Source organism: Sphingomonas sp. HMP9 (assembly GCF_013374115.1).
GTDB lineage: Bacteria > Pseudomonadota > Alphaproteobacteria > Sphingomonadales > Sphingomonadaceae > Sphingomonas.
In genome coordinates this window covers 1,138,338-1,158,217 of the sequence record NZ_AP022673.1, presented here as the reverse complement: position 1 = coordinate 1,158,217, position 19,880 = coordinate 1,138,338, and the positions used below count along the sequence as shown (strand labels likewise).

The 19,880-nt window shown below is 65.6% G+C and carries 17 protein-coding genes; 12 read left to right on the top strand and 5 right to left on the bottom strand.

What is annotated here, in order from left to right; genetic code table 11:
- Window positions 1-100 precede the first annotated feature (100 nt).
- The 9 genes from HMP09_RS04980 (at window position 101) to HMP09_RS04940 (ending at window position 9,740) form a co-directional block, all read left to right on the top strand.
- Window positions 101-712, top strand: a complete 612-nt coding sequence (locus HMP09_RS04980) for an NADH-quinone oxidoreductase subunit J (RefSeq protein WP_176499455.1) — start codon at window positions 101-103, stop codon at window positions 710-712.
- A 175-nt stretch (window positions 713-887) separates the two neighbouring features.
- Complete coding sequence (nuoK, locus tag HMP09_RS04975) at window positions 888-1,145, top strand: NADH-quinone oxidoreductase subunit NuoK (protein ID WP_055878754.1); 258 nt, start codon at window positions 888-890, stop codon at window positions 1,143-1,145.
- Window positions 1,146-1,150: 5 nt separating this feature from the next.
- Window positions 1,151-3,256 carry an NADH-quinone oxidoreductase subunit L gene (nuoL, locus tag HMP09_RS04970; protein ID WP_176499454.1) on the top strand — a complete coding sequence of 702 codons (2,106 nt, stop codon included), beginning with the start codon at window positions 1,151-1,153 and terminating at the stop codon, window positions 3,254-3,256.
- Window positions 3,256-4,788, top strand: coding sequence for an NADH-quinone oxidoreductase subunit M (locus HMP09_RS04965; RefSeq protein ID WP_176499453.1), 1,533 nt, complete (start codon window positions 3,256-3,258; stop codon window positions 4,786-4,788). The genes nuoL and HMP09_RS04965 overlap by 1 nt, the downstream gene beginning before the upstream one ends.
- Window positions 4,788-6,233, top strand: coding sequence for an NADH-quinone oxidoreductase subunit NuoN (nuoN, locus tag HMP09_RS04960; protein ID WP_176499452.1), 1,446 nt, complete (start codon window positions 4,788-4,790; stop codon window positions 6,231-6,233). Before HMP09_RS04965 ends, nuoN begins: the two co-directional genes overlap by 1 nt.
- 2 nt (window positions 6,234-6,235) lie before the next feature.
- Window positions 6,236-6,967 carry a biotin--[acetyl-CoA-carboxylase] ligase gene (locus tag HMP09_RS04955; RefSeq protein ID WP_176501581.1) on the top strand — a complete coding sequence of 244 codons (732 nt, stop codon included), beginning with the start codon at window positions 6,236-6,238 and terminating at the stop codon, window positions 6,965-6,967.
- Window positions 6,968-6,977: 10 nt separating this feature from the next.
- Window positions 6,978-7,754 carry a type III pantothenate kinase gene (locus tag HMP09_RS04950; RefSeq protein ID WP_176499451.1) on the top strand — a complete coding sequence of 259 codons (777 nt, stop codon included), beginning with the start codon at window positions 6,978-6,980 and terminating at the stop codon, window positions 7,752-7,754.
- A gap of 62 nt (window positions 7,755-7,816) precedes the next feature.
- A complete protein-coding gene (locus HMP09_RS04945) occupies window positions 7,817-9,454 on the top strand; it encodes a ribonuclease J (protein ID WP_176499450.1) in 1,638 nt (545 codons plus the stop codon).
- A 4-nt stretch (window positions 9,455-9,458) separates the two neighbouring features.
- Entirely contained in the window at window positions 9,459-9,740 is a 282-nt protein-coding gene (locus HMP09_RS04940) for a DUF1467 family protein (protein ID WP_176499449.1), read from the top strand.
- Between the two features lie 34 nt (window positions 9,741-9,774).
- Here the strand turns inward: HMP09_RS04940 and HMP09_RS04935 are convergent, their stop codons facing one another.
- Complete coding sequence (locus tag HMP09_RS04935; protein WP_176499448.1) at window positions 9,775-10,554, bottom strand: SDR family oxidoreductase; 780 nt, start codon at window positions 10,552-10,554, stop codon at window positions 9,775-9,777.
- Window positions 10,555-10,651: 97 nt separating this feature from the next.
- The gene (locus HMP09_RS04930; protein WP_332103265.1) at window positions 10,652-12,772 is read right to left on the bottom strand and encodes a hypothetical protein; all 2,121 of its coding nucleotides are present in this window, start codon (window positions 12,770-12,772) and stop codon (window positions 10,652-10,654) included.
- Between the two features lie 456 nt (window positions 12,773-13,228).
- Between HMP09_RS04930 and HMP09_RS04925 the strand changes: the two genes are divergently transcribed.
- The 3 genes from HMP09_RS04925 to HMP09_RS04915 are packed head-to-tail and all read left to right on the top strand — an operon-like array spanning window position 13,229 to window position 16,934.
- Complete coding sequence (locus HMP09_RS04925) at window positions 13,229-14,410, top strand: hypothetical protein (protein ID WP_176499446.1); 1,182 nt, start codon at window positions 13,229-13,231, stop codon at window positions 14,408-14,410.
- 35 nt (window positions 14,411-14,445) lie between these two features.
- Window positions 14,446-15,543, top strand: a complete 1,098-nt coding sequence (locus HMP09_RS04920) for a DUF2336 domain-containing protein (protein WP_176499445.1) — start codon at window positions 14,446-14,448, stop codon at window positions 15,541-15,543.
- The gene (locus HMP09_RS04915; RefSeq protein WP_176499444.1) at window positions 15,540-16,934 is read left to right on the top strand and encodes a sensor histidine kinase; all 1,395 of its coding nucleotides are present in this window, start codon (window positions 15,540-15,542) and stop codon (window positions 16,932-16,934) included. The genes HMP09_RS04920 and HMP09_RS04915 overlap by 4 nt, the downstream gene beginning before the upstream one ends.
- On the opposite strand, the gene HMP09_RS04910 is transcribed toward HMP09_RS04915, so the two are convergent.
- From HMP09_RS04910 to gltX, 3 genes are read right to left on the bottom strand one after another with little or no spacing between them, the layout of a single operon-like run.
- Window positions 16,896-17,099 (bottom strand): hypothetical protein, encoded by a 204-nt coding sequence (locus tag HMP09_RS04910; protein WP_176499443.1) that lies wholly within the window; start codon window positions 17,097-17,099, stop codon window positions 16,896-16,898. The two genes, HMP09_RS04915 and HMP09_RS04910, sit on opposite strands and share 39 nt — an antisense overlap.
- The gene (locus HMP09_RS04905; RefSeq protein WP_176499442.1) at window positions 17,099-18,382 is read right to left on the bottom strand and encodes a citrate synthase; all 1,284 of its coding nucleotides are present in this window, start codon (window positions 18,380-18,382) and stop codon (window positions 17,099-17,101) included. Before HMP09_RS04905 ends, HMP09_RS04910 begins: the two co-directional genes overlap by 1 nt.
- A gap of 25 nt (window positions 18,383-18,407) precedes the next feature.
- Entirely contained in the window at window positions 18,408-19,838 is a 1,431-nt protein-coding gene (gene gltX / locus HMP09_RS04900; RefSeq protein ID WP_443026443.1) for a glutamate--tRNA ligase, read from the bottom strand.
- Window positions 19,839-19,880: the final 42 nt, after the last annotated feature.

Sequence of the window (19,880 nt, the reverse complement as noted above, 5' to 3'; positions counted from 1 at the left end):
AGATTACCTCCGTCGTCCCAGCCCAGGCTGGGATCTCGTGCCACGCGGGCGCGCCCACCAACGCAAAGACCCCAGCTTTCGCTGCGGTGACGGTGATGCTGTGATCCAGGCCCTAGCCTTTTACCTCTTCGCGTTCGTTGTGGTCCTCAGCGGTGCGCTGACGATCGCGTCGCGCAACCCGGTCCATTCGGTGATGTGGCTGATCCTCGCGTTCTTCAACGCGGCGGGCCTGATGATCCTGGTCGGTGCCGAGTTCATCGCGATGCTGCTCGTCATCGTGTATGTCGGTGCGGTCGCGGTGCTGTTCCTGTTCGTCGTCATGATGCTCGACATCGATTTCACCGAGATGCGCGCCGGCGTTGCCCGCTATTTCGGGATCGGTCTCGCGCTCGCCGTGGCGCTGGCCGCCGAGGTCATGATCGCGATCGGGGCCTGGAGCACCGGGCCAATCCAGCTGGCACGTCGTGCGGCGCCGATTGACGACGCCGTGCCCAACATCCAGGCGATCGGGAACCTGCTCTACACGCGCTATCTGTTCGTGTTCGAGGGGGCAGGGCTTGTTCTGCTCGTTGCGATGATCGGTGCGATCGTGCTGACTCACCGTCAGCGTGGCGGCGTCAAGGCGCAGAACATCAGCCGCCAGAACGCGCGGCGTCCGCAGGATGCCACGCGCAACGCCCAGCCAACCGTTGGCGGGGGCGTCGAGATATGATCGCTTCCCTCCGTCACCCCGGACTTGTTCCGGGGGCCACTGTTGCGCTTGATCCATCGGCTGCTGAGCTTGCGGACCGGTGGATGCCGGAACAAGCCCGGCATGACGAAGTAGGAGTCGAACTGTGACGATCGGTCTCGTCCATTATCTGGTCGTCGCGGCGATCCTGTTCACGATGGGGGTGCTCGGCATCTTCCTGAACCGCAAGAACCTCATCGTCATCCTGATGGCGATCGAGCTGATCCTGCTGGCGGTGAACATCAATCTCGTCGCGTTCTCGGCGTTCCTCCACGATCTGGTCGGACAGGTGTTCGCGATGTTCGTGCTGACGGTCGCCGCGGGTGAAGCCGCGATCGGCCTCGCCATTCTCGTCATCTATTTCCGCGGTCGCGGCACCATCGCGGTCGACGACGTCAACCGGATGAAGGGGTAATACGGTTGATCCAGCTTATCGTCTTCCTGCCGTTACTGGCCGCGATCATTGCCGGGTTCGGCAATCGCGCGATCGGCAACGTGCCGGCGAAACTCGTCACCACGGCCGCATTGTTCGGTTCGTGCGCGTTGTCCTGGCCGATCTTCATCGGTTTCCTCTCGGGCACGAGCACCGCGACCGTCGCGCCGCTGCTCGACTTCATCCATTCGGGCGACATGAACGTCGCGTGGTCGCTGCGGGTCGATGCGCTGACCGCGGTGATGCTCGTGGTCGTCACCTCGGTGTCGGCGCTCGTCCATCTGTATAGCTGGGGCTATATGGACGAGGATCCCGACCAGCCGCGGTTCTTCGCGTATCTGTCGCTCTTCACCTTCGCGATGCTGATGCTCGTGACCGCGAACAACCTGGTACAGATGTTCTTCGGCTGGGAAGGCGTGGGTCTGGCATCCTACCTCCTGATCGGGTTCTGGTTCCGCAAGCCGTCCGCCAGTGCCGCCGCGATCAAGGCGTTCGTCGTCAACCGCGTCGGCGATCTGGGCTTCATGCTTGGTATCTTCGGCACGTTCCTGGTGTTCGGCACGGTCTCGATCCCCGAGATCCTCGCGGCCGCACCCGGCATGGCCGGCGCGACGCTCGGCTTCCTCGGCTACCGCTTCGACACGATGACGGTGCTCTGCCTGCTGCTGTTCGTCGGCGCGATGGGCAAGTCGGCGCAGCTCGGCCTGCACACCTGGCTGCCGGACGCGATGGAAGGCCCGACGCCGGTGTCGGCGTTGATCCACGCGGCGACGATGGTCACCGCCGGCGTCTTCATGGTCTGCCGCCTGTCGCCGATGTTCGAGATGAGCCCGGTCGCGCTGACCGTGGTCACCTCGGTCGGTGCCGCGACCTGCCTGTTCGCGGCGACCTGCGGCCTCGTCCAGACCGACATCAAACGCGTGATCGCGTATTCGACCTGTTCGCAGCTCGGCTACATGTTCTTCGCAGCCGGTGTGGGCGCATACGGCGCGGCGATGTTCCACCTGTTCACGCACGCGTTCTTCAAGGCGCTGCTCTTCCTCGGCGCCGGCTCGGTCATCCATGCGATGCACCACGAGCAGGACATGCGCTATTATGGCGGGCTGCGTAAGAAGATCCCGGTAACGTTCTGGGGCATGATGGCGGGTACGCTCGCGATCACCGGCGTCGGCATCCCCGGCATCTTCGGCAACACCGCGATCGGCTTTGCCGGCTTCCATTCGAAGGATGCGATCATCGAAGCGAGCTGGGCTGCGGGTCAGCCGGGCGTGTGGTTCGTCGGTGTGCTCGTCGCGCTGCTGACCAGCTTCTATTCGTGGCGCGTGATGTTCCTGACCTTCTGGGGCAAGCCGCGCTGGGCCGCGTCGGAGCATATCCAGCATGCGCTTCACGATGCTCACGGCCATGACGACCATGCGCACGACGCGCATCATGCGGACGACCATCACGCGAACCCGGCCAAGGCCGAGGACGCAGGGCATGCGCCGCACGATCATCACGACGCCGCGCATGCGGTTGCCGAGGGTGACGGCGGGTATCACCCCCACGAGAGCCCGCTGCCGATGCTGATCCCGCTGATCGTTCTGTCGATCGGTGCGGTGCTGGCTGGCTTCGTGTTCCACGGCTACTTCATCGAGCCCAGTTCGGGCGAAGAGTTCTGGAAAGGCGCGCTCGCGTTCCGCGAACATCTCATGCACGAGATGCACGGCGTGCCGTTGCTCATCAAGCTGTCGGCGACGATCACCATGCTGCTCGGCCTGCTGACCGCGTGGTACGCCTATATCAAGGCACCGACGTTCCCGGCCAAGGTCGTCGAACAGTTCGGCGTGCTCTACGACTTCCTGCTGCATAAGTGGTATTTCGACGAGCTGTACGACCTGATCTTCGTCCGTCCGGCGTTCGCGATCGGCCGCTTCCTGTGGCACCGTGGCGACGAGAAGACGATCAACCGGTTCGGGCCCGACGGCTCGGCCTGGGTCGTCCAGATCGGCGCGCGCGTCGCCAACCGCTTCCAGACGGGATACCTCTACACCTATGCTTTCGTCATGCTGATCGGCCTGACCGCAGCCGTAACCTGGGCGATCGGACTGTAATGACCGGCTTTCCTATCCTCTCCGTCCTGATCGCGGTCCCGATGATCGCAGCGGTCGCGTGCCTGTTCGTTTCGGCGAACATGGCACGGATGCTCGCGCTGGCGGCGACGCTTGTCGACTTCGTTCTCGGCATCATGCTGTGGATGAACTACGATATCGGCGGCGCGCAGTGGCAGTTCGTCGAGCATGCCCCCGGCATCTTCGGCCCGTTCGGCTGGTCGCTCGGCATCGACGGCTTCGCGCTGATGCTGATCATGCTCAGCGTGTTCCTGATGCCGATCTGCATCGGTGCCAGCTGGCGCTCGATCACGACGCGGGTCCCCGAGTACATGGCCGCGTTCCTGTTCACCGAAGTGTTGATGATCGGCACGTTCGCGGCACAGGACCTGTTCCTGTTCTACGTGTTCTTCGAAGCCGGCCTGATCCCAATGTACCTGATCATCGGCATCTGGGGTGGCGCGAACCGGATCTACGCGTCGTACAAGTTCTTCCTGTACACGCTGCTCGGCTCGGTCCTGATGTTCATTGCCATGCTCTACATGGCGAAGACCGCGGGCACGACGAGCATCCCGGCGCTGATGAACTACGACTTCCCGGCGCATGTGCAGACCTGGCTGTGGCTGGCGTTCTTCGCGTCGTTCGCGGTCAAGATGCCGATGTGGCCGGTTCATACCTGGTTGCCCGACGCGCACGTCCAGGCGCCGACCGCAGGGTCGGTTATCCTGGCGGGCGTGCTGCTGAAGCTCGGCGGATACGGCTTCCTGCGCTTCCTGCTGCCGATGTTTCCCGAAGCGTCGGGCCAGCTGACCTGGCTGATATTTGGCCTGTCGGCGGTCGCGGTGATCTACACGTCGCTCGTCGCGCTCGTGCAGTCGGACATGAAGAAGCTGATCGCCTATTCGTCGGTCGCGCATATGGCGATCGTCACGATCGGCCTCTTCGCGTTCAACCGGCAGGGTATCGAGGGCGCGATGATCATGATGCTCAGCCACGGGCTGGTATCGGGTGCGTTGTTCCTGTGCGTCGGCGTGATCTACGACCAGCTCCATACCCGCGAGATCTCGCGCTATGGTGGCCTCGCGATCAACATGCCGCGCTATGCGATCCTGTTCCTGTTCTTCACGATGGCGTCGATCGGGCTGCCGGGCACGAGCGGCTTCGTCGCCGAGTTCCTGTCGCTGATGGGCACGTATCAGGTCTCGACCTGGACCGCTTTGCTCTGCACGACCAGCATCATCCTTGGTGCTGCGTATATGCTGTATCTGTACCGTCGCGTGGTGTTCGGCGAGATCAAGTCGGACGAGGTTCGCGAGATGGTCGATCTGTCGGCACGCGAATTCTGGTTGCTCGCCCCGATCGCGGCCGTCGTGCTGTGGATGGGTGTGTATCCGGAGAGCTTCCTGGCACCGATGCGCAAGGACGTCAGCGTGCTGGTCGCCCGCGTCGACCGCGCCAAGCCCGCCAGCGATTCGAACCCAACTGCGGGGAAGCCCGCCACCGTGCATGACGCCGCGCACGGGGAGGCACACTGATGAACTACGCCGCTAATATTGCAATGACGTTGCCCGAACTGGTGCTCGCGCTGGGGGCGATCGCGCTGATGCTCGTTTCGGCTTGGGGCGGGGACAAGTCCACGCGCGCCGTGTCGATCGCATCCGTGTTCGTCCTGGTGGGCGCAGGGATCGCGCTGGTCGGTCCGGCGTCGTCGGGCGGCTATGCGTTCGACGGCCTGTACCGTGCCGACGCCTTCGGGGCGTTCGCTAAGGTGCTGATCTACATCGCCTCGGCGGTGGCGATCATCATGGCGCCGAGCTTCTTCGCGCGCTCGCACGGCGACGATCTGCGCCCGGAATATCCGGTGCTGATCCTGTTGTCGGCCTGCGGCATGGGCATCATGGTTTCGGCCAGCGACATGCTGACTCTCTATGTCGGTCTCGAGCTACAGAGCCTTGCCGCCTATGTCCTCGCCAGCTTCATGCGGCGCGACGGACGGTCGGCGGAAGCGGGCCTTAAATACTTCGTGCTCGGCGCGCTTGCCAGCGGCATCCTGCTGTACGGCATCTCGCTGGTCTACGGGTTCAGCGGTACGACGTTGTTCTCGGGCATCGCCGATGCCTATGCCGGCACCAAGTCGTTGGGCTTGCTGTTCGGTCTGGTGTTCGTGTTCGCAGGGCTCGCGTTCAAAATCAGTGCGGTACCGTTCCACATGTGGACGCCTGACGTGTACGAGGGCGCACCGACGCCCGTTACCGCGTTCTTCGCCTCGGCCCCCAAGGTCGCGGCGCTTGCAATGGCGGTGCGGGTAGCGGTCGATGCGATGGGCCCGGCGACCGACCAGTGGCGCCAGATCGTGATCTTCGCGGCGCTCGCGTCGATCGTCCTGGGTGCGGTGGCCGCGATCGGCCAGACCAACATCAAACGGCTGCTCGCTTACTCGTCGATCAACAATGTCGGCTTCGCGCTGGTCGGGCTTGCGGCGGGGACGCCGGAGGGCGTGTCGGGCGTGCTGATGTACCTGACGATCTATGTCGCTATGACGCTGGGCTCGTTCCTGGTCGTAGTGCAGATGCGCGGCGACGATGGCCAGCCGATCGAGACGATCGACAGCCTCGCGGGCATGTCACGAACAAAGCCCGCGCTCGCAGCGGCGCTCGCGATCTTCATGTTCAGCCTGGCTGGCATCCCGCCGCTGTTCGGCTTCTACGCGAAGTTCGCGGTGTTCAGCGCGGCGGTCGACGCCGGTCTGTTCCCGCTGGCAGTTGTCGGCATCGCCGCCTCGGTGATCGGCGCCTATTATTACCTGCGCGTCGTCAAGACGATGTACTTCGACGATCCGGCTCCGGCGTTCGCGCCGATGGAGAGCAAGGTCGAGGGCGGCCTTGTCGCCGTCGCCGCCGTGTTCGTCTCGCCGGCCGGTTACCTCCTCATCCCCGTGCTTGGCGCGTGGACGATGGCGGCCGCACGGGCGCTGTTCTGAGCATCATCCGAACCGTCGCGGAGACAGGATCGACTAACGCGGACCTGCTGGAGCTTGCACGGGGCGGGGCCGAGGATGGTCTTTGGCTGCGTGCGATCCGGCAGACTGGGGGGCGGGGGCGTCTCGGCCGCGAGTGGCAGTCGCCTGAGGGTAACCTGTACGCGAGCACGCTCGTCCGCTTGCGCCCGACCGACCCGCCGGCCGCCAGCCTTGCGCTGGTCGCCGCGGTTGCGCTTCAGGAGACCGTGTCGACTTTCCTGGTTGCGGGGATCTGCCAGGGCACGACCGACGCGAGTGCCACGCTGGTCCTCAAGTGGCCGAACGACCTGTTGCTCGCGGACGCCAAGCTGTCGGGCATCCTGCTCGAACGCGCGGATGATGCGGTGATCGTCGGCTATGGCGTCAATATCGCGCATCATCCCGATCTTGCCGACCGCGCGACGACCGACCTCGCGGCGCATGGCGTGGACGTCGATCCGGCGATGTTCCTCGATATTCTCGCCGACAGCGTCGCGCGGTGGATCGGTCGCTGGCGCACCGAAGGCATTGCGCCGGTGCGGGAGCGCTGGGTCGACTGCGCGCATCCTGCCGGCACCGCGCTGACCGCCCGCCTGCCCGACGGGAGCGGCATCGATGGCCTGTTCGTCGGGCTCGATACCGATGGCGCGCTCATCCTCCGCTTGGCGTCTGGTGAGCGGCGTGTCATTCACGCTGCCGACGTCTTCTTGCTTTGAGGCCCCGCTGATGCTGCTCGCGATCGATGCCGGCAATACCAATGTCGTATTCGCGCTCGTCGAGAGCGGCGAAATCGTCGCGCGCTGGCGGATCGCGACGGACCCGCGGCGGACGGCGGACGAATATGCGGTGTGGCTGAGCCAGCTGATGCAGCTCGGCGGGCATGATCGCACCGCAGTCAAGGGCGTAATCGTCGCCACCGTCGTCCCGCGCGCGCTACACAATCTCCAGGTGCTCGCGTCCAAATATTTCGGCACCGAGGCGTTGATCGCGGGACATGCCCCGGTCGAATGGGGGATCGCGATCGACGTCGACGAGCCGGCGTCGCTCGGTGCCGACCGCGCGGTCAACACGATCGCGGCGCATGCGCTGCACCCCGGCGACCTGATCGTCATCGATTTCGGCACCGCGACCACGTTTGACGTCGTCGACTATAGCGGCGCGTACAAGGGCGGGATCATCGCGCCGGGCATCAACCTGTCGCTCGACGCGCTCGTCACCGCGGCTGCCAAGCTGCCGCGGATCGCGATCGAGGCGCCGACCGATATCAGCGTCATCGGGCTCAACACCGTGTCGCAGATGCATATCGGCATCTATTGGGGCTATGTCGCGATGATCGAGGGGCTGGTCGCGCGCATGAAGCGCGAGATCGGCCGCCCCGTGAAGGTCGTCGCGACCGGCGGCCTTGCCACGTTATTCGAGAAACAGACCGACGTGTTCGACGTCATCGAAGCCGACCTGACGATCCAGGGGCTGGCGATGATGTGGGACCGTCACCATATCTAGGGCCATTTGGCTCGCGCCACCGGCCTGAGGGCCATATTCCTGTGTAATCCTGAAAGTAATCAATGACTCCGAAGAACGAACTGCTTTTCTGTGGCCTAGGCGGCTCCGGCGAAATCGGCATGAACGTCAACCTGTACGGCTGCCAGGGCAAGTGGGTGATGGTGGATCTCGGCATTACCTTTGCCGATCCGCAATATCCCGGCGTCGACGTGATCCTGCCCGACCTGTCCTTTATCGAGGACCGGATCGATGACCTTCTCGGCATCGTCATCACGCACGGGCATGAGGATCATATCGGCTCGCTGCCGTATCTCGCCGAAGACCTTGGCGTACCGATCTACGCGACCCCGTTTACGATGGGGCTGATCCGCGGCAAGCTCGAGGAAGAGGGCATCGCCAACCGCGTAAAGCTCAAGATGATCCCGATGGGCGGCAACTTCCAGCTCGGGCCGTTTGGCTTCACCTTTGTCGAGATGTCGCATTCGATCCCCGAGGCGAACGCGCTGCTCATCGACACGCCTTATGGTCGCGTGTTCCACACCGGCGACTGGAAGCTCGATGCCAACCCGGTGATCGGCAACCCGACCAAGCCCGAGGGCTTCATGGCGATCGGCGACAAGGGCGTCGACGTTCTCGTTTGCGATTCGACCAACATCTTCAATACCACTGCATCGGGCAGCGAGAGCACGGTCCGCAAGGGACTGTTCGAGGAGGTCAGCAAGGCCAAGGGCCGGGTGATGATCACCAGCTTCGCGTCGAATGCGGCACGTCTGCACACGTTTGGCGAAGTCGCGAAGGAAACCGGGCGCAAGTTGTGCGTGACCGGACGCTCGCTCGACCGGATCATCAAGGTTGCGCGCGCGACGGGCTATTTGAAGGATTTCCCCGACACGATCAGCCCCGACGAAGCGATGCGCCTGCCCAAGAACAAGGTGCTGATCATCGCCACCGGCGGCCAGGGCGAGGAGCGCGCGGCATTGGCGCGCGTCGCCAATGGCAGCCACACGATCACGCTCGACGCCGACGACACGGTGATCTTCTCGTCGAAGCAGATCCCGGGCAATGAGGTCCAGATCGGGCGCATCCAGAACACGCTGGCGGCCAAGGGCATCCGCATGGTGACCGAGCGCCAGGCGCACGTCCATGTCTCGGGTCACCCGGGTCAGCCGGAACTCGCGCAGATGTACGACTGGCTGCGGCCTGACGTGCTGGTGCCGACGCACGGTGAGATGCGCCATATGATGGAGCATGCGCGCTTCGGCCTCGAACAGGGCATTCCTCGCGCGATCGTCCAGAGCAATGGCGACATCATCCGCCTGGCGCCCAAGGGCCCGGCGAAGATCGGTAATGCGACGGTCGGGCGCCTGGTGCTCGACGGCGACGTGATCTTGCCGGCGGACGGCGCGACGCTGAGCGAGCGGCGGAAGCTGGCGATCAACGGCCAGATCTCGGTCGCGGCGGCGCTCGGCAAGGACGGTCGGATGGTCGGCCAGCCGCAGGTCCGCGTGCAGGGCGTGCCGGTCGAGGAAGACCGCGCGGCGTTCATTGCTGATGCAGTCCAGGCGGCGGCCGTCACGGTGCGCGGCGGTAAGCGCGATAGCGAGAAGATGCGCGAGCAGATCCGCCTCGCGGTGCGCAAGGTAGCCAAGCGCTGGACCGGCAAGCAGCCGATCGTCGACGTCCTGCTGATCGAGGGCTGAGGCCGTGCGTTGGACCTCGGCCCTCGCGATCTACGTCCTGTTCTGGTCGTTCTCGGTGTTCCTGGTCCTGCCGTTCGGCGTCCGCACGACGCGTGAAGCCGGGGGCGAACTCGTCCCCGGCCAAGCCGAAAGCGCGCCGCACGAGTTTCGCTCGGGGCGGACGGCGTGGCGAGTGACCGTCGTGGCGACGGTGTTGTTCGTGCTGTTCCAGCTGAACTATTATTACGGGTGGATCACGCCGCAGAGCGTCGACCTGTTCGACCGTGGGAACATGGTGACGCGATAAATCCTCCCCCGCCATCGGGGAATTATAGTCCGGCCTACCCCGGCGACGCGGCCGAGCCTGCCAATAGGCCGCCATCGATATTAATCTCCGTGCCCGTGATATACGTCGCTTCGTCGGACGCGAGCATGACGGCGACCGCGGCGACCTCGTCGGGCATGCCGAATCGCTTTAACGGCGTATCGGTCACCAGCGCAGCCATCCGGGTGGCCCGATCCGGCCCCGTCCCGAGCATCGGTTCCCAGATCGGCGTCAGGATCGCCGCGGGATGCATCGAGTTGCAGCGGATTTTCCAGCCCTGCTGCGCGCAATAGAGCGCGACCGTTTTGCTGTGATTGCGGATCGCCGCCTTGGACGACGCGTAGGCCGCGGCGAGGGGGATGCCGACCAGCCCGGAGCGCGACGAGATGTTGATGATCGAGCCCGTGCCGGCTGCCTTCATCGCACCGATCGCGTAGCGGCAGCCGAGGAACGTGCCGTCGAGATTGACCGTATGGACCGCGCGCCACGCGGCGAGGGTCGCATGTTCGGGATCGTGCGCGACCATCCCGTGCTCGAAGCCGGTGACGCCCGCATTGTTCACGACGATGTCGGCGACGGGAACGACTTCCGCGAGGCGTTGCCAGTCCATCTCTTCGCGGACGTCGAGCGTCTGGAACCGGCAGCCGATCGCCGCCGCCGCCTCTGCGCCAGCGGTTTCGTCGATATCGGTGAGGATGACGACACCGCCTTCGTCATGGAAGCGCTCGGCGATCGCGCGGCCGATGCCACGCGCGGCGCCGGTGATAACGCAAATCTTGGTGTTCAGTCTTGGCATGAGAGCCTCGAAACTTGAGTCCGGTCTGCGGATGGCTCCGCTGGCGAGGGGCCGCGTCAGCGGTGCCGTTGGATCATGTCGAAGACTCCCGTCCAGCTCAGCGCAGCCGCTCGATCGCCTGCGCCAGCGCCACGTACAGCTTGCCCATGTCCGACGACAGCAACGTCACCCCGAGCGGCGAGCCGTCGCGCTGCGTCAGGATCGTGCGGAGCATCGCTTCGAAGTCGTGGATGTAGCGGTTGACCATCTCACGGAAAATCTCGTCCTCGTCGTAGAGGCCGGCGATCTCGCGGACTTCGCTAGCGTCGAGGATACGGACGGCGCGCCGCGTGAAGACGCCGCGGTCGCCCTTGAGATACGCGCCCCAGGCGCTGTCGGATATCTCCGGCGCGATCGCCTTGGTGATATCGATCGAGGCGGAGTTAAGCGATTCGATGAGCAGCGAGACACGGCGGGCGAACGTGTCCTGGTCCGCGTCTTCGCGTTCCGCACGCGCGTCCTGAAGCCGCGTCTCGACGATCGCGGTCTGGTCGACGATCGCCTGGACTTCGCGCGCAAGGCGTTCGGTCGCGCCGGTGGCCGCGTCGACCGCGACGCCGGTCGCATCGGTAAGCGCCTTGACCTGGCGTTCGACGGTGTCGTTCGTCGCGCGACGCATCGCGTCTGCGCTGGCGGCTTCAAGCGCGGCTGCGGCCTCCGGAATGACCTTTGATAGCGTCTCGCGGGCCTTGTCGGCAGCGACGGCAGCGGTTTCGCGGACCCGGTGGAGCGCCTCGATCAACTGCGGCGCGGCGTCTTCGGCGAAATGCTGCGTACGGCCGATCGCCTCGTCGACCATCTGGCCCAGCGCATCTGCCTTCGCGCGACCGGTGTTGAGCGTGTTGAGCAGGTCGGTCGACAGCGTGTCGAGCACATGGCGCTGTTCGCCGATGACACCTGCAATCGCCTCGATCGCGTCGTGCGTGCTCTCCGCCGCGGTGACCAGCGCGAGCAGTTCGGGACGTGCAGAGACGACGATGGTCTTGCTGGCGAGAACTTGCGAATCGAGGCGGCTGAGTGCCTTGGGCATGGTCTCGTCGATCTCGCGCGCAGCGGCATCGAGCGCGACGAGCAGCGTTTCGGTCGTCGCGATCGTCCGGTGCGCCATGTCGTCGCCGGCCCGCAGCGCTTCGGTCATCGCGTCGGCAGAGCCGCCGAGCGCGCCGATCGTTGCGGCAAGGTCTTGCGTCCGCTCGGTGCCATGGCGGTGGAGCAGTTCGATGCGTGCCTCGACCTCGCCCAGCCCGGTGTGGAGATCATCGACGATCCGGTCGCCGGCGCTGCGTTGCAGGTCGAGGCGGATCGCGACGCGTTCGATCGCGTCTTCGACAGTGGCGATACGGCGAGCGAGCGCTTCGGCGCTATCGCGTGCGGCGCTGTCGAGCGTCGCCTGGTTCGCGCCGACCATCGCCAGCATCGCCTCGCCCTGCGCCGCAATGCCCCGGCGCGAGTGGTCGACGGCGTCGGCGGTGCGGTTGAGCAAAGCGTCGACCGTGGCGGACATGCCGCCGGTGACCGATTCGAGATGCGAGCCCGCGGTCTGGCTGGTGGTTTCCATGCGGACGATGTGTGCAGCGAGGCGTTGCGCGGCACCGCTGGCCATCGTGTCGGCATCGCGACCGCGTTCGGCAAGCGCGACGATCTGCGCGTCGAGCGCGGCGGCGTGTTCACTGGCGGACAGACCGGTGCGTTCGAGGCGCTTGGCGACGTCATCGATATCGGCCTGCGCGCGCGGCAGAGTGGCAATCAGCACGCCGAGGCTGGTCTGCGCGCCGGCCGTCGACGTAGCGAGATTGCGCGCATGTGCCGCCGCCTGATCGATCTCGGACACCATGCCGCGGCCGATCGCCGCGAGCTGTTCGGTCGCGCCGCCGCCCATCGCCATCAGCGTATCCAGCTGTTCGGCCAAGTGCTGGCGGTTGGCGTCGATCGTGTTCGACAGTGCGGCGACGGTGCGTTCCAGGCTCGCGGCCTCGTCGCGCATCGCCTGCGCGGTGATACCGAAGCGGTGTGCCTCGGCGCGGCTGGTCCGCATCGCGAGCAGCCAGACGATGCCGACGAGCGCGGGGACACTGCACAGTGCGGCGATGAACTGAACCAACGCGACGGGCGCGATCGTCGCGAGTGATCCGCGCGCAATCCAGAGCATGGCGACCAGCCAGACGGCTATGATCGCCACCGCGATACCAACATATAAAGAACCGCGTTCGGGCGCAGGCTCCTGATACGCTTGGTCGAAACTAGGCTCAGTGGCGGTGTCGGACATGTCTTCTATCACCGGATCCATCACGATATCCGCGCGAATGGGATGGGCATTGGCTGCCGACGCGCGAAACCCGATCATTGACGAACCCCCGTTCATGAACTGCGGAAGTATCATGGATTGCAGCCGGACAAAACGGATGATGCGATCTTCGCGCGTTCATCCGTCCGGTAAGCAGGGCGGCACGGCGTGCGGTCCTGCTGTATCGCGGACCTGGCCGGGGGGGCGCGCATCGACAGTGACGCGGTACTGACGATTTGAGGAACTTCGCCGCACGGTTTTGCGTCCGTAACGCCCAGCCGAGCCTTGACGCAGGGCGGTTTGGCCGAACGCGGGCTTTGCAGGACGACGCGTACCGCCTAACAGCCTGCGATGCTTGCCGGCCTATTATTTGCAATTCACGACGCCGACGATCGTCCCGATCGTCTTGCTGCGACCTTGCCCTTCAGCGGGGTGACGTTGATCGAATACCAGGCGCGGTTGCTAATCGCCGCCGGTGTTTCGCAGATCATTATCGTCGTCGCGCGGATGACGCCGGAATTGCTGGGTGCGATCAACCGGATCGGGCGCCGCGGCGTCAGCGTCGACACGGTACGATCGGCCATGGAAGCGGGTGAGAAACTTCACCCGCTCGCACCGGTTCTGATGCTCGGCGACGGGCTCGTCACCACCGACGCCATCGTCAAGGCGATGGCGGTCGAGGACGGCGACTGCCTGCTCGTCGTACCCGAAAGCGATGCGGGGCCAGGGTTCGAGCGTGTGGGCGGACAGATGGCATGGGCCGGTGTGGCACGGCTGAGTTCGAGCCGGATCGCGGAAGTGGCGGGCTTACCGCAGGATTACGACCTCCAGTCTTCGCTGCTGCGGTTTGCCGTGCAGTCGCGCGCGGCGCACGTGCTGTTGCCGACCGATGCGGTGCGCGGTGGCCACGGAATCGAGCGGCAGGCACGCACGCTGGAGGAACGCGGGCGCGCCGTGCTGATGACGATCGTGTCGGGCCGGCGCGGCTGGTTCGACCGGTTCGTGCTGGCGCCGATCGCGCGGCTGGCGTTGCCGTTGCTGGTCGATCGTGGTGCGGCCGGCACGACGGTCGGGGCGGTCGGTGCCGCGCTGGGCGTTGCCGGATTGGTCACGATCGGCGTCGGACTCCCGTCGGTCGGCCTGATCGTGTCGCTCGTCGGGTGCATAGCCTTGGCGCTGGGCTCCGTGCTGAGCGGACTGCGCGACGATGCGCCGATGGCCGGTGGGCAGACCCTGGCGATCGGCGGCGTGGCGGCGGCATCGATCCTGGTCTTCGCGTTCTTCGTGAGCGGGTATGCCGGGAACAACACCGCGTTGGCGATCGGTACCGCGCTCGTCGCGATCGGCACATTGGCCGAACGTGCGATCCTCGAACGCGATCAGCAGCTTTGGTGGGGAAGCCCGACCGCCTATCTGTTGATCGTCGCGCTGTTCGCGATCCTGGGGTTTCCGGTCTTCGGGCTCGGCGTGACCGCGGTGTACGCGACCGCCACGCTGGCCGTCGTAATCGAGCGACTTCGCCGGACGCCTTAGGCGGACCTTAACGTCCGGGGGCTAAGCACGGGATCATGTCGGTCGGTCCAGACCCAGTGCGTGACTTCGTGTCGCCCTATGATCCCGTTGCGCGAGCGGAGGATGCGCGCCTGCGCGCGGAGGCGCGGCTGACGGGAACGATCGCGGACTTCTTCCTCGACGCGGACGCACGGCTCGACGACCGGACGCGGTTGATGCTCGCGCAGGTCCTCGGTGCGATCGTTGGTGCGATCGAATGGGATATCCGGCGGCACGCGGCGCGATTGCTCGCGGGCGGTGGTGCGACGCAGGCTGGCGAGGCGATGCTGAGGGCCCGGGCGGGGGGCGTTCTCGACCGGCTGACACGCGCTGGACTGCTCCGCGACGAAGACCTCATGGACGAACTCATCGCGCGGGTGCGGCATGACCTGATCGCCGCGTCGCTCCCGGTCGAGGTCGCCGAACCCGACGAGGCGAGTTTGCTCGTGAGGCTGGCGGGGGTGCCGGACAGCGTGGTTGCATCGGCCGCCTCGGCCCTGCTGGCGGCGGAAAGTCGGCGGCGAGTGGCGAACGAGCAGGGGGCGGTCGGGGGGAGCGAATTGCCGGCCGAACTGCATCACCGACTAGTCTGGTGGGTGGCGGCGGCGGTGCGCGACGGCCTGACGTCAGTGACGCGGGAGAGCGACCGGGCGATCACCGATGCGGCGCAGCGCAGTCTGGCGGCGCATGACGAGGGCGAGCGTCCCGATGCGGTCGCGACGCGGCTTGCCGGTGCGCTCGATGCGCGACCGAACGAGCTTGCCGCGGTGCTGGTCGAATCGATCGGCGACCGACGCTTGTCGCTGTTCGTGGCGGTGCTGGCGCATGCGATCGGCATCGCGTTCGACCAGGCGCGCGCCATCACGCTGGACCCGGAGGGCGATCGGCTCTGGCTCGCGCTGCGGGCGATCGATCTTGATCGGCCGACGATCGCACGGATCGGACTTGCGCTGTCGGAGGCGGATCCGCGACGGGATATCGAGGCGTTCGCGGATGCGCTCGATGCGATCGTGTCGGTCGGCGTCGAGGATGCGCGCGCGTCGCTCGCGCCGCTGGCGTTGAACCGTGATTTTCGGATGGCGTTACGTGCGCTGGCGCGTACGGATCGGCGATGAGCGTGTTCGACCCCTCCACCGAAAGCCCGATCGCGCATGCAATCGTCGCACCCGACGGTTCGCTGTCGTTTGCGGACCCGCCACTGGTCGCGCTGAACCAGCGGGCGGGCGGGATGCGCGGTGCGCCGCTGGCCGTGCCGCAGCTTGCGACGATCGCGCGGCTGGCGCGTCGCCTGGGGATCGTCGTGTCGCGCGCCGTGGTCGTCGCGGACGACGAGACGGATGTCGACCTATGGGTGCGGGCTCAGCCCGATGGCGAGAACGTCCGGCTTACGGTCAGCGGCTGGCGCGAGATCGCGGCGTGGCGGCCGGCGCGACCATCGCCCGATACGCAGGACGATTTTCATGGCAGCGATACGGATTGGCGGTGGGAAACGGATTCCGCGTTGCGGCTGACGTTCGTCACGCTCGATGCGGGGCCGAAGCATGGGTTCGACGCGTTCGCGTTGCTCGGCCAGCCGCTGACGGCGATGTTTTCCCTCGATACCGGCGCGGATGGGGCGTTGCCGATTCTGGATTCGCTCGCACGGCGACGCCCGATGACGGCGCAGCCGGCGCGGCTGCGCAGCTCCGGGCGGGCGGTGACGCTGACGGCCAATGTTCGCCACGATGCTGCGGGCGACTTTGCCGGGTTCGTCGGTGCCGCGCGGATGGTGACCGAAGACGGGCCGACCCCTTCGGTCCCGACCGAGACGTTGTCGCCCACCTTCACGCGTGGCCTCGACAAGGCGTTGCGGGTGCCACTCGCGCGGATCGTCGCGAACGCCGACAGTATCAACGCGCAGGCGGATGGCCCCGTCCAAGGCGATTATGCAGACTATGCGGCAGATATCGCGAGTGCCGGGCGGCATCTGCTCGAACTGGTCGATGACCTCGTCGATCTGCAGGCCGTCGAAGGGCCCGATTTTGCGCTTGTGCTCGAGCCGATCGACCTCGCCGATGTGGCGCGACGGGCGGCCGGGCTGTTGTCGGTTCGGGCCGCCAATGCCGATGTCACGATCACGCGCCCAGCAATGGACGTGCGCGTTGCCGCGCTGGGCGATTTCCGGCGCGTGTTGCAGATCCTGGTGAACCTCGTCGGCAACGCGGTGCGCTATTCGCCACGCGGGGCGCAGGTGATCGTCACCGTGACGCGAACGCAAACCCACGCGGTCGTCGTGGTCGCGGACAAGGGGAAGGGTGTAGCGCCCCAGGATCAGGTCCGCATTTTCGAGAAGTTCGAGCGGGTCGATCCGTCGGAGGCCGGCGGCAATGGCCTCGGCCTGTACATTGCGCGGCGTCTGGCGCGGGCAATGAAGGGGGATCTCACGATCGAGAGCGCGCCGGGCGAAGGCGCGCGGTTCGTCCTGACGTTACCGGCGGATCCGGCGCGCCACCAGGATCAACGCTAAACCGAACGCGGCGAGGAATGCGCCGCGATCTGCCCATGGCCGCTGGTCGAGCATGAAGCTCGACTGCGGCCAATGGACGTATCCGAGCCCCTGGCCGATCCAGAGCAGACCCATCAGCGCGCAGAGCACGCCGACGACAATCAGGATCGGCCGGAGCGTCTTCATCAGCGTGACGCCATCGGGACGTAGTCACGCGCGGTCGGGCCGCTGTACAGCTGGCGCGGACGGCCGATCTTCTGGTCGGGATCGGTGATCATCTCGTTCCACTGCGCGACCCAGCCGACGGTGCGGGCAAGCGCGAAGAGGACGGTGAACATCGAGGTCGGGAAGCCGATCGCCGACAGGATCACGCCCGAATAGAAATCGACGTTCGGGAACAGCTTCTTCTCGATGAAGTACGGATCATTGAGCGCCAGACGCTCGAGCTCGATCGCGACGTCGAACACGGGGTCGGTGACGCCGAGTTCGCCGAGCACTTCCTTGACGGTCGTCTGCATGACGGCCGCGCGCGGATCGTAGTTCTTGTAGACGCGATGACCGAAGCCCATCAGGCGGAACGGATCGTTCTTGTCCTTCGCGCGGGCGATGAACTCGGGGATGCGGTCGACGGTACCGATCTCATGCAGCATGTTGAGCGCTGCTTCGTTGGCGCCGCCATGCGCGGGCCCCCACAGGCAGGCGATGCCGGCGGCGATGCACGCGAACGGGTTGGCACCCGACGAGCCGGCAAGACGGACGGTCGAGGTCGACGCGTTCTGCTCGTGGTCGGCGTGAAGGATGAAGATACGGTCCATCGCCTTTTCGACAATCGGGTTCACCACATACTTCTCCGCCGGGACGCCGAACGTCATGCGCAGGAAATTGCCGGTGTAGCTCAGCGTGTTGTCCGGATAGACGAACGGCTGGCCGACGCTGTACTTGTACGCCATCGCGGCGATCGTCGGCATCTTGGCGATCAAGCGGTGCGACGCGATGACCCGCTGTGCCGGATCGTGGATGTCGGTCGAGTCGTGATAGAAGGCCGACAGCGCGCCGACGACACCGCACAGGATCGCCATCGGGTGCGCGTCGCGACGGAAGCCGCGGAAGAACTGCGCAAGCTGCTCGTGCACCATCGTGTGACGCGTGATCGTGTTCGAGAAATTCGCCAGCTCGTCCGCGCTCGGCAGTTCGCCGTTAAGCAGCAGATAGGCGACTTCCATGAAGTTCGACTGTTCGGCCAGTTCGCCGATCGTGTAGCCGCGGTGCAGCAGCGTACCGGCGTCACCATCGATATAGGTCAGCTTCGACTGGCACGACGCCGTCGACGTGAAGCCCGGATCATAGGTGAAGTTATCCGTCTGCGCGTACAGCTTGCGGATATCGATGACGTCGGGTCCGACCGTTCCGGACATCACCGGATAATCGAAATCCTTGCCATCGACCTTGAGGGTTGCGGTCTCGCTCATGCTTGTATCCTTCCTCGAAATCTTATCAGCTAGCCATTCGGTCGGCGATCCGACCGAGGCTCTCGTCGCGCCCGAGCAGGTCGAGCACATCGAATATTCCCGGTGACGTCTTGCGTCCCGTCAGCGCGGCGCGAAGCGGCTGTGCGACCTGGCCGAGCTTGACGCCCCGCGCTTCGGCCACGCGCCGTACCGCGCCTTCGAGCGCCTCCGTATCCCACTTGTCGAGCGCGTCAAGTTCGGCATGGGCATTGACCAAAATAGCGCTCGCTTCACCCTGCAAAAGGCTCGCTGCGGCGTCATCCATCGCCAAAGGACGCTGGCTGAACAGGAAATTCGATCCTTCGGCCAGCTCGTTCAGGTTTGCGGCACGCGGCTTCAGAACGGGCATTGCGCGAGTCAGAAGATCGAGTCCGCCGGTCGGGAGGTCGTGACCGATCCGGTCGGCAGCGAACTGCGCCAGACGCGCGTCGTCGGCTTCGCGGATGTAGTGGCCGTTGAGGTTCTCGAGCTTCTTCAGGTCGAAGCGCGACGGCGACTTGCCGACGCCCGACAGGTCGAACCATTCGACCGCCTGCGCGCGGCTGATGATCTCGTCATCGCCATGGCCCCAGCCGAGCCGGAGCAGGTAATTGTCAAACGCCTCGGGGAGGATGCCCATCTCGTCGCGATACGCCTCGATGCCGACCGCGCCGTGACGCTTCGACAGCTTGGCGCCGTCGGGGCCGTGGATCAGCGGAATGTGCGCGTAGATTGGTTCGGGCCAGCCCATCGCGCGGTAGATCGGCAGCTGGCGGAACGCGTTGTTGAGGTGATCGTCGCCGCGGATGACGTGGGTGACGCCCATGTCGTGATCGTCGACGACGACCGCGAGCATATAGGTCGGCGTGCCGTCCGAGCGGAGCAGGACGAGATCATCGATCTCTTCGTTGCGGACGGTAACGGCGCCTTGGACTCGGTCCTCGATCGTGACGGCGCCTTCCTGCGGTGCGCGCAGGCGGACGACGTGGGGAAGATCGGGGGCCTCGCTTGCCGGGCGGTCGCGCCATGGGCTGCGGATGCGCAGCGGCTTCTTGGCCGCCTGCGCCTCAGCGCGCATCGCGGCGATTTCCTCGTTGGTCATATAGCAGCGATAGGCATGGCCGTTGGCGATCATCTCGTGCGCGACCTGCGCGTGGCGATCGGCGCCGGCGAACTGCATGACCGCGTCGCCGTCCCACTCGAGCCCGAGCCAGCGCATCCCGTCGAGAATCGCGTCGATCGCCGGCTGGGTCGAGCGGACCCGGTCGGTATCCTCGATCCGCAGCAGGAATTTACCCCCCTTCGCCTTTGCGAACAGCCAGTTGAACAGCGCTGTGCGCGCGCCGCCAAGATGCAGGAACCCCGTCGGCGACGGAGCGAAACGGGTAACCACGGGTGCAGCCGAATTGGCGGTGCCCGTTTCAGATATTGCGCCCAACCGCGGGTGCTCCCAGACTGAAGAAACGATGGAGAAACGATA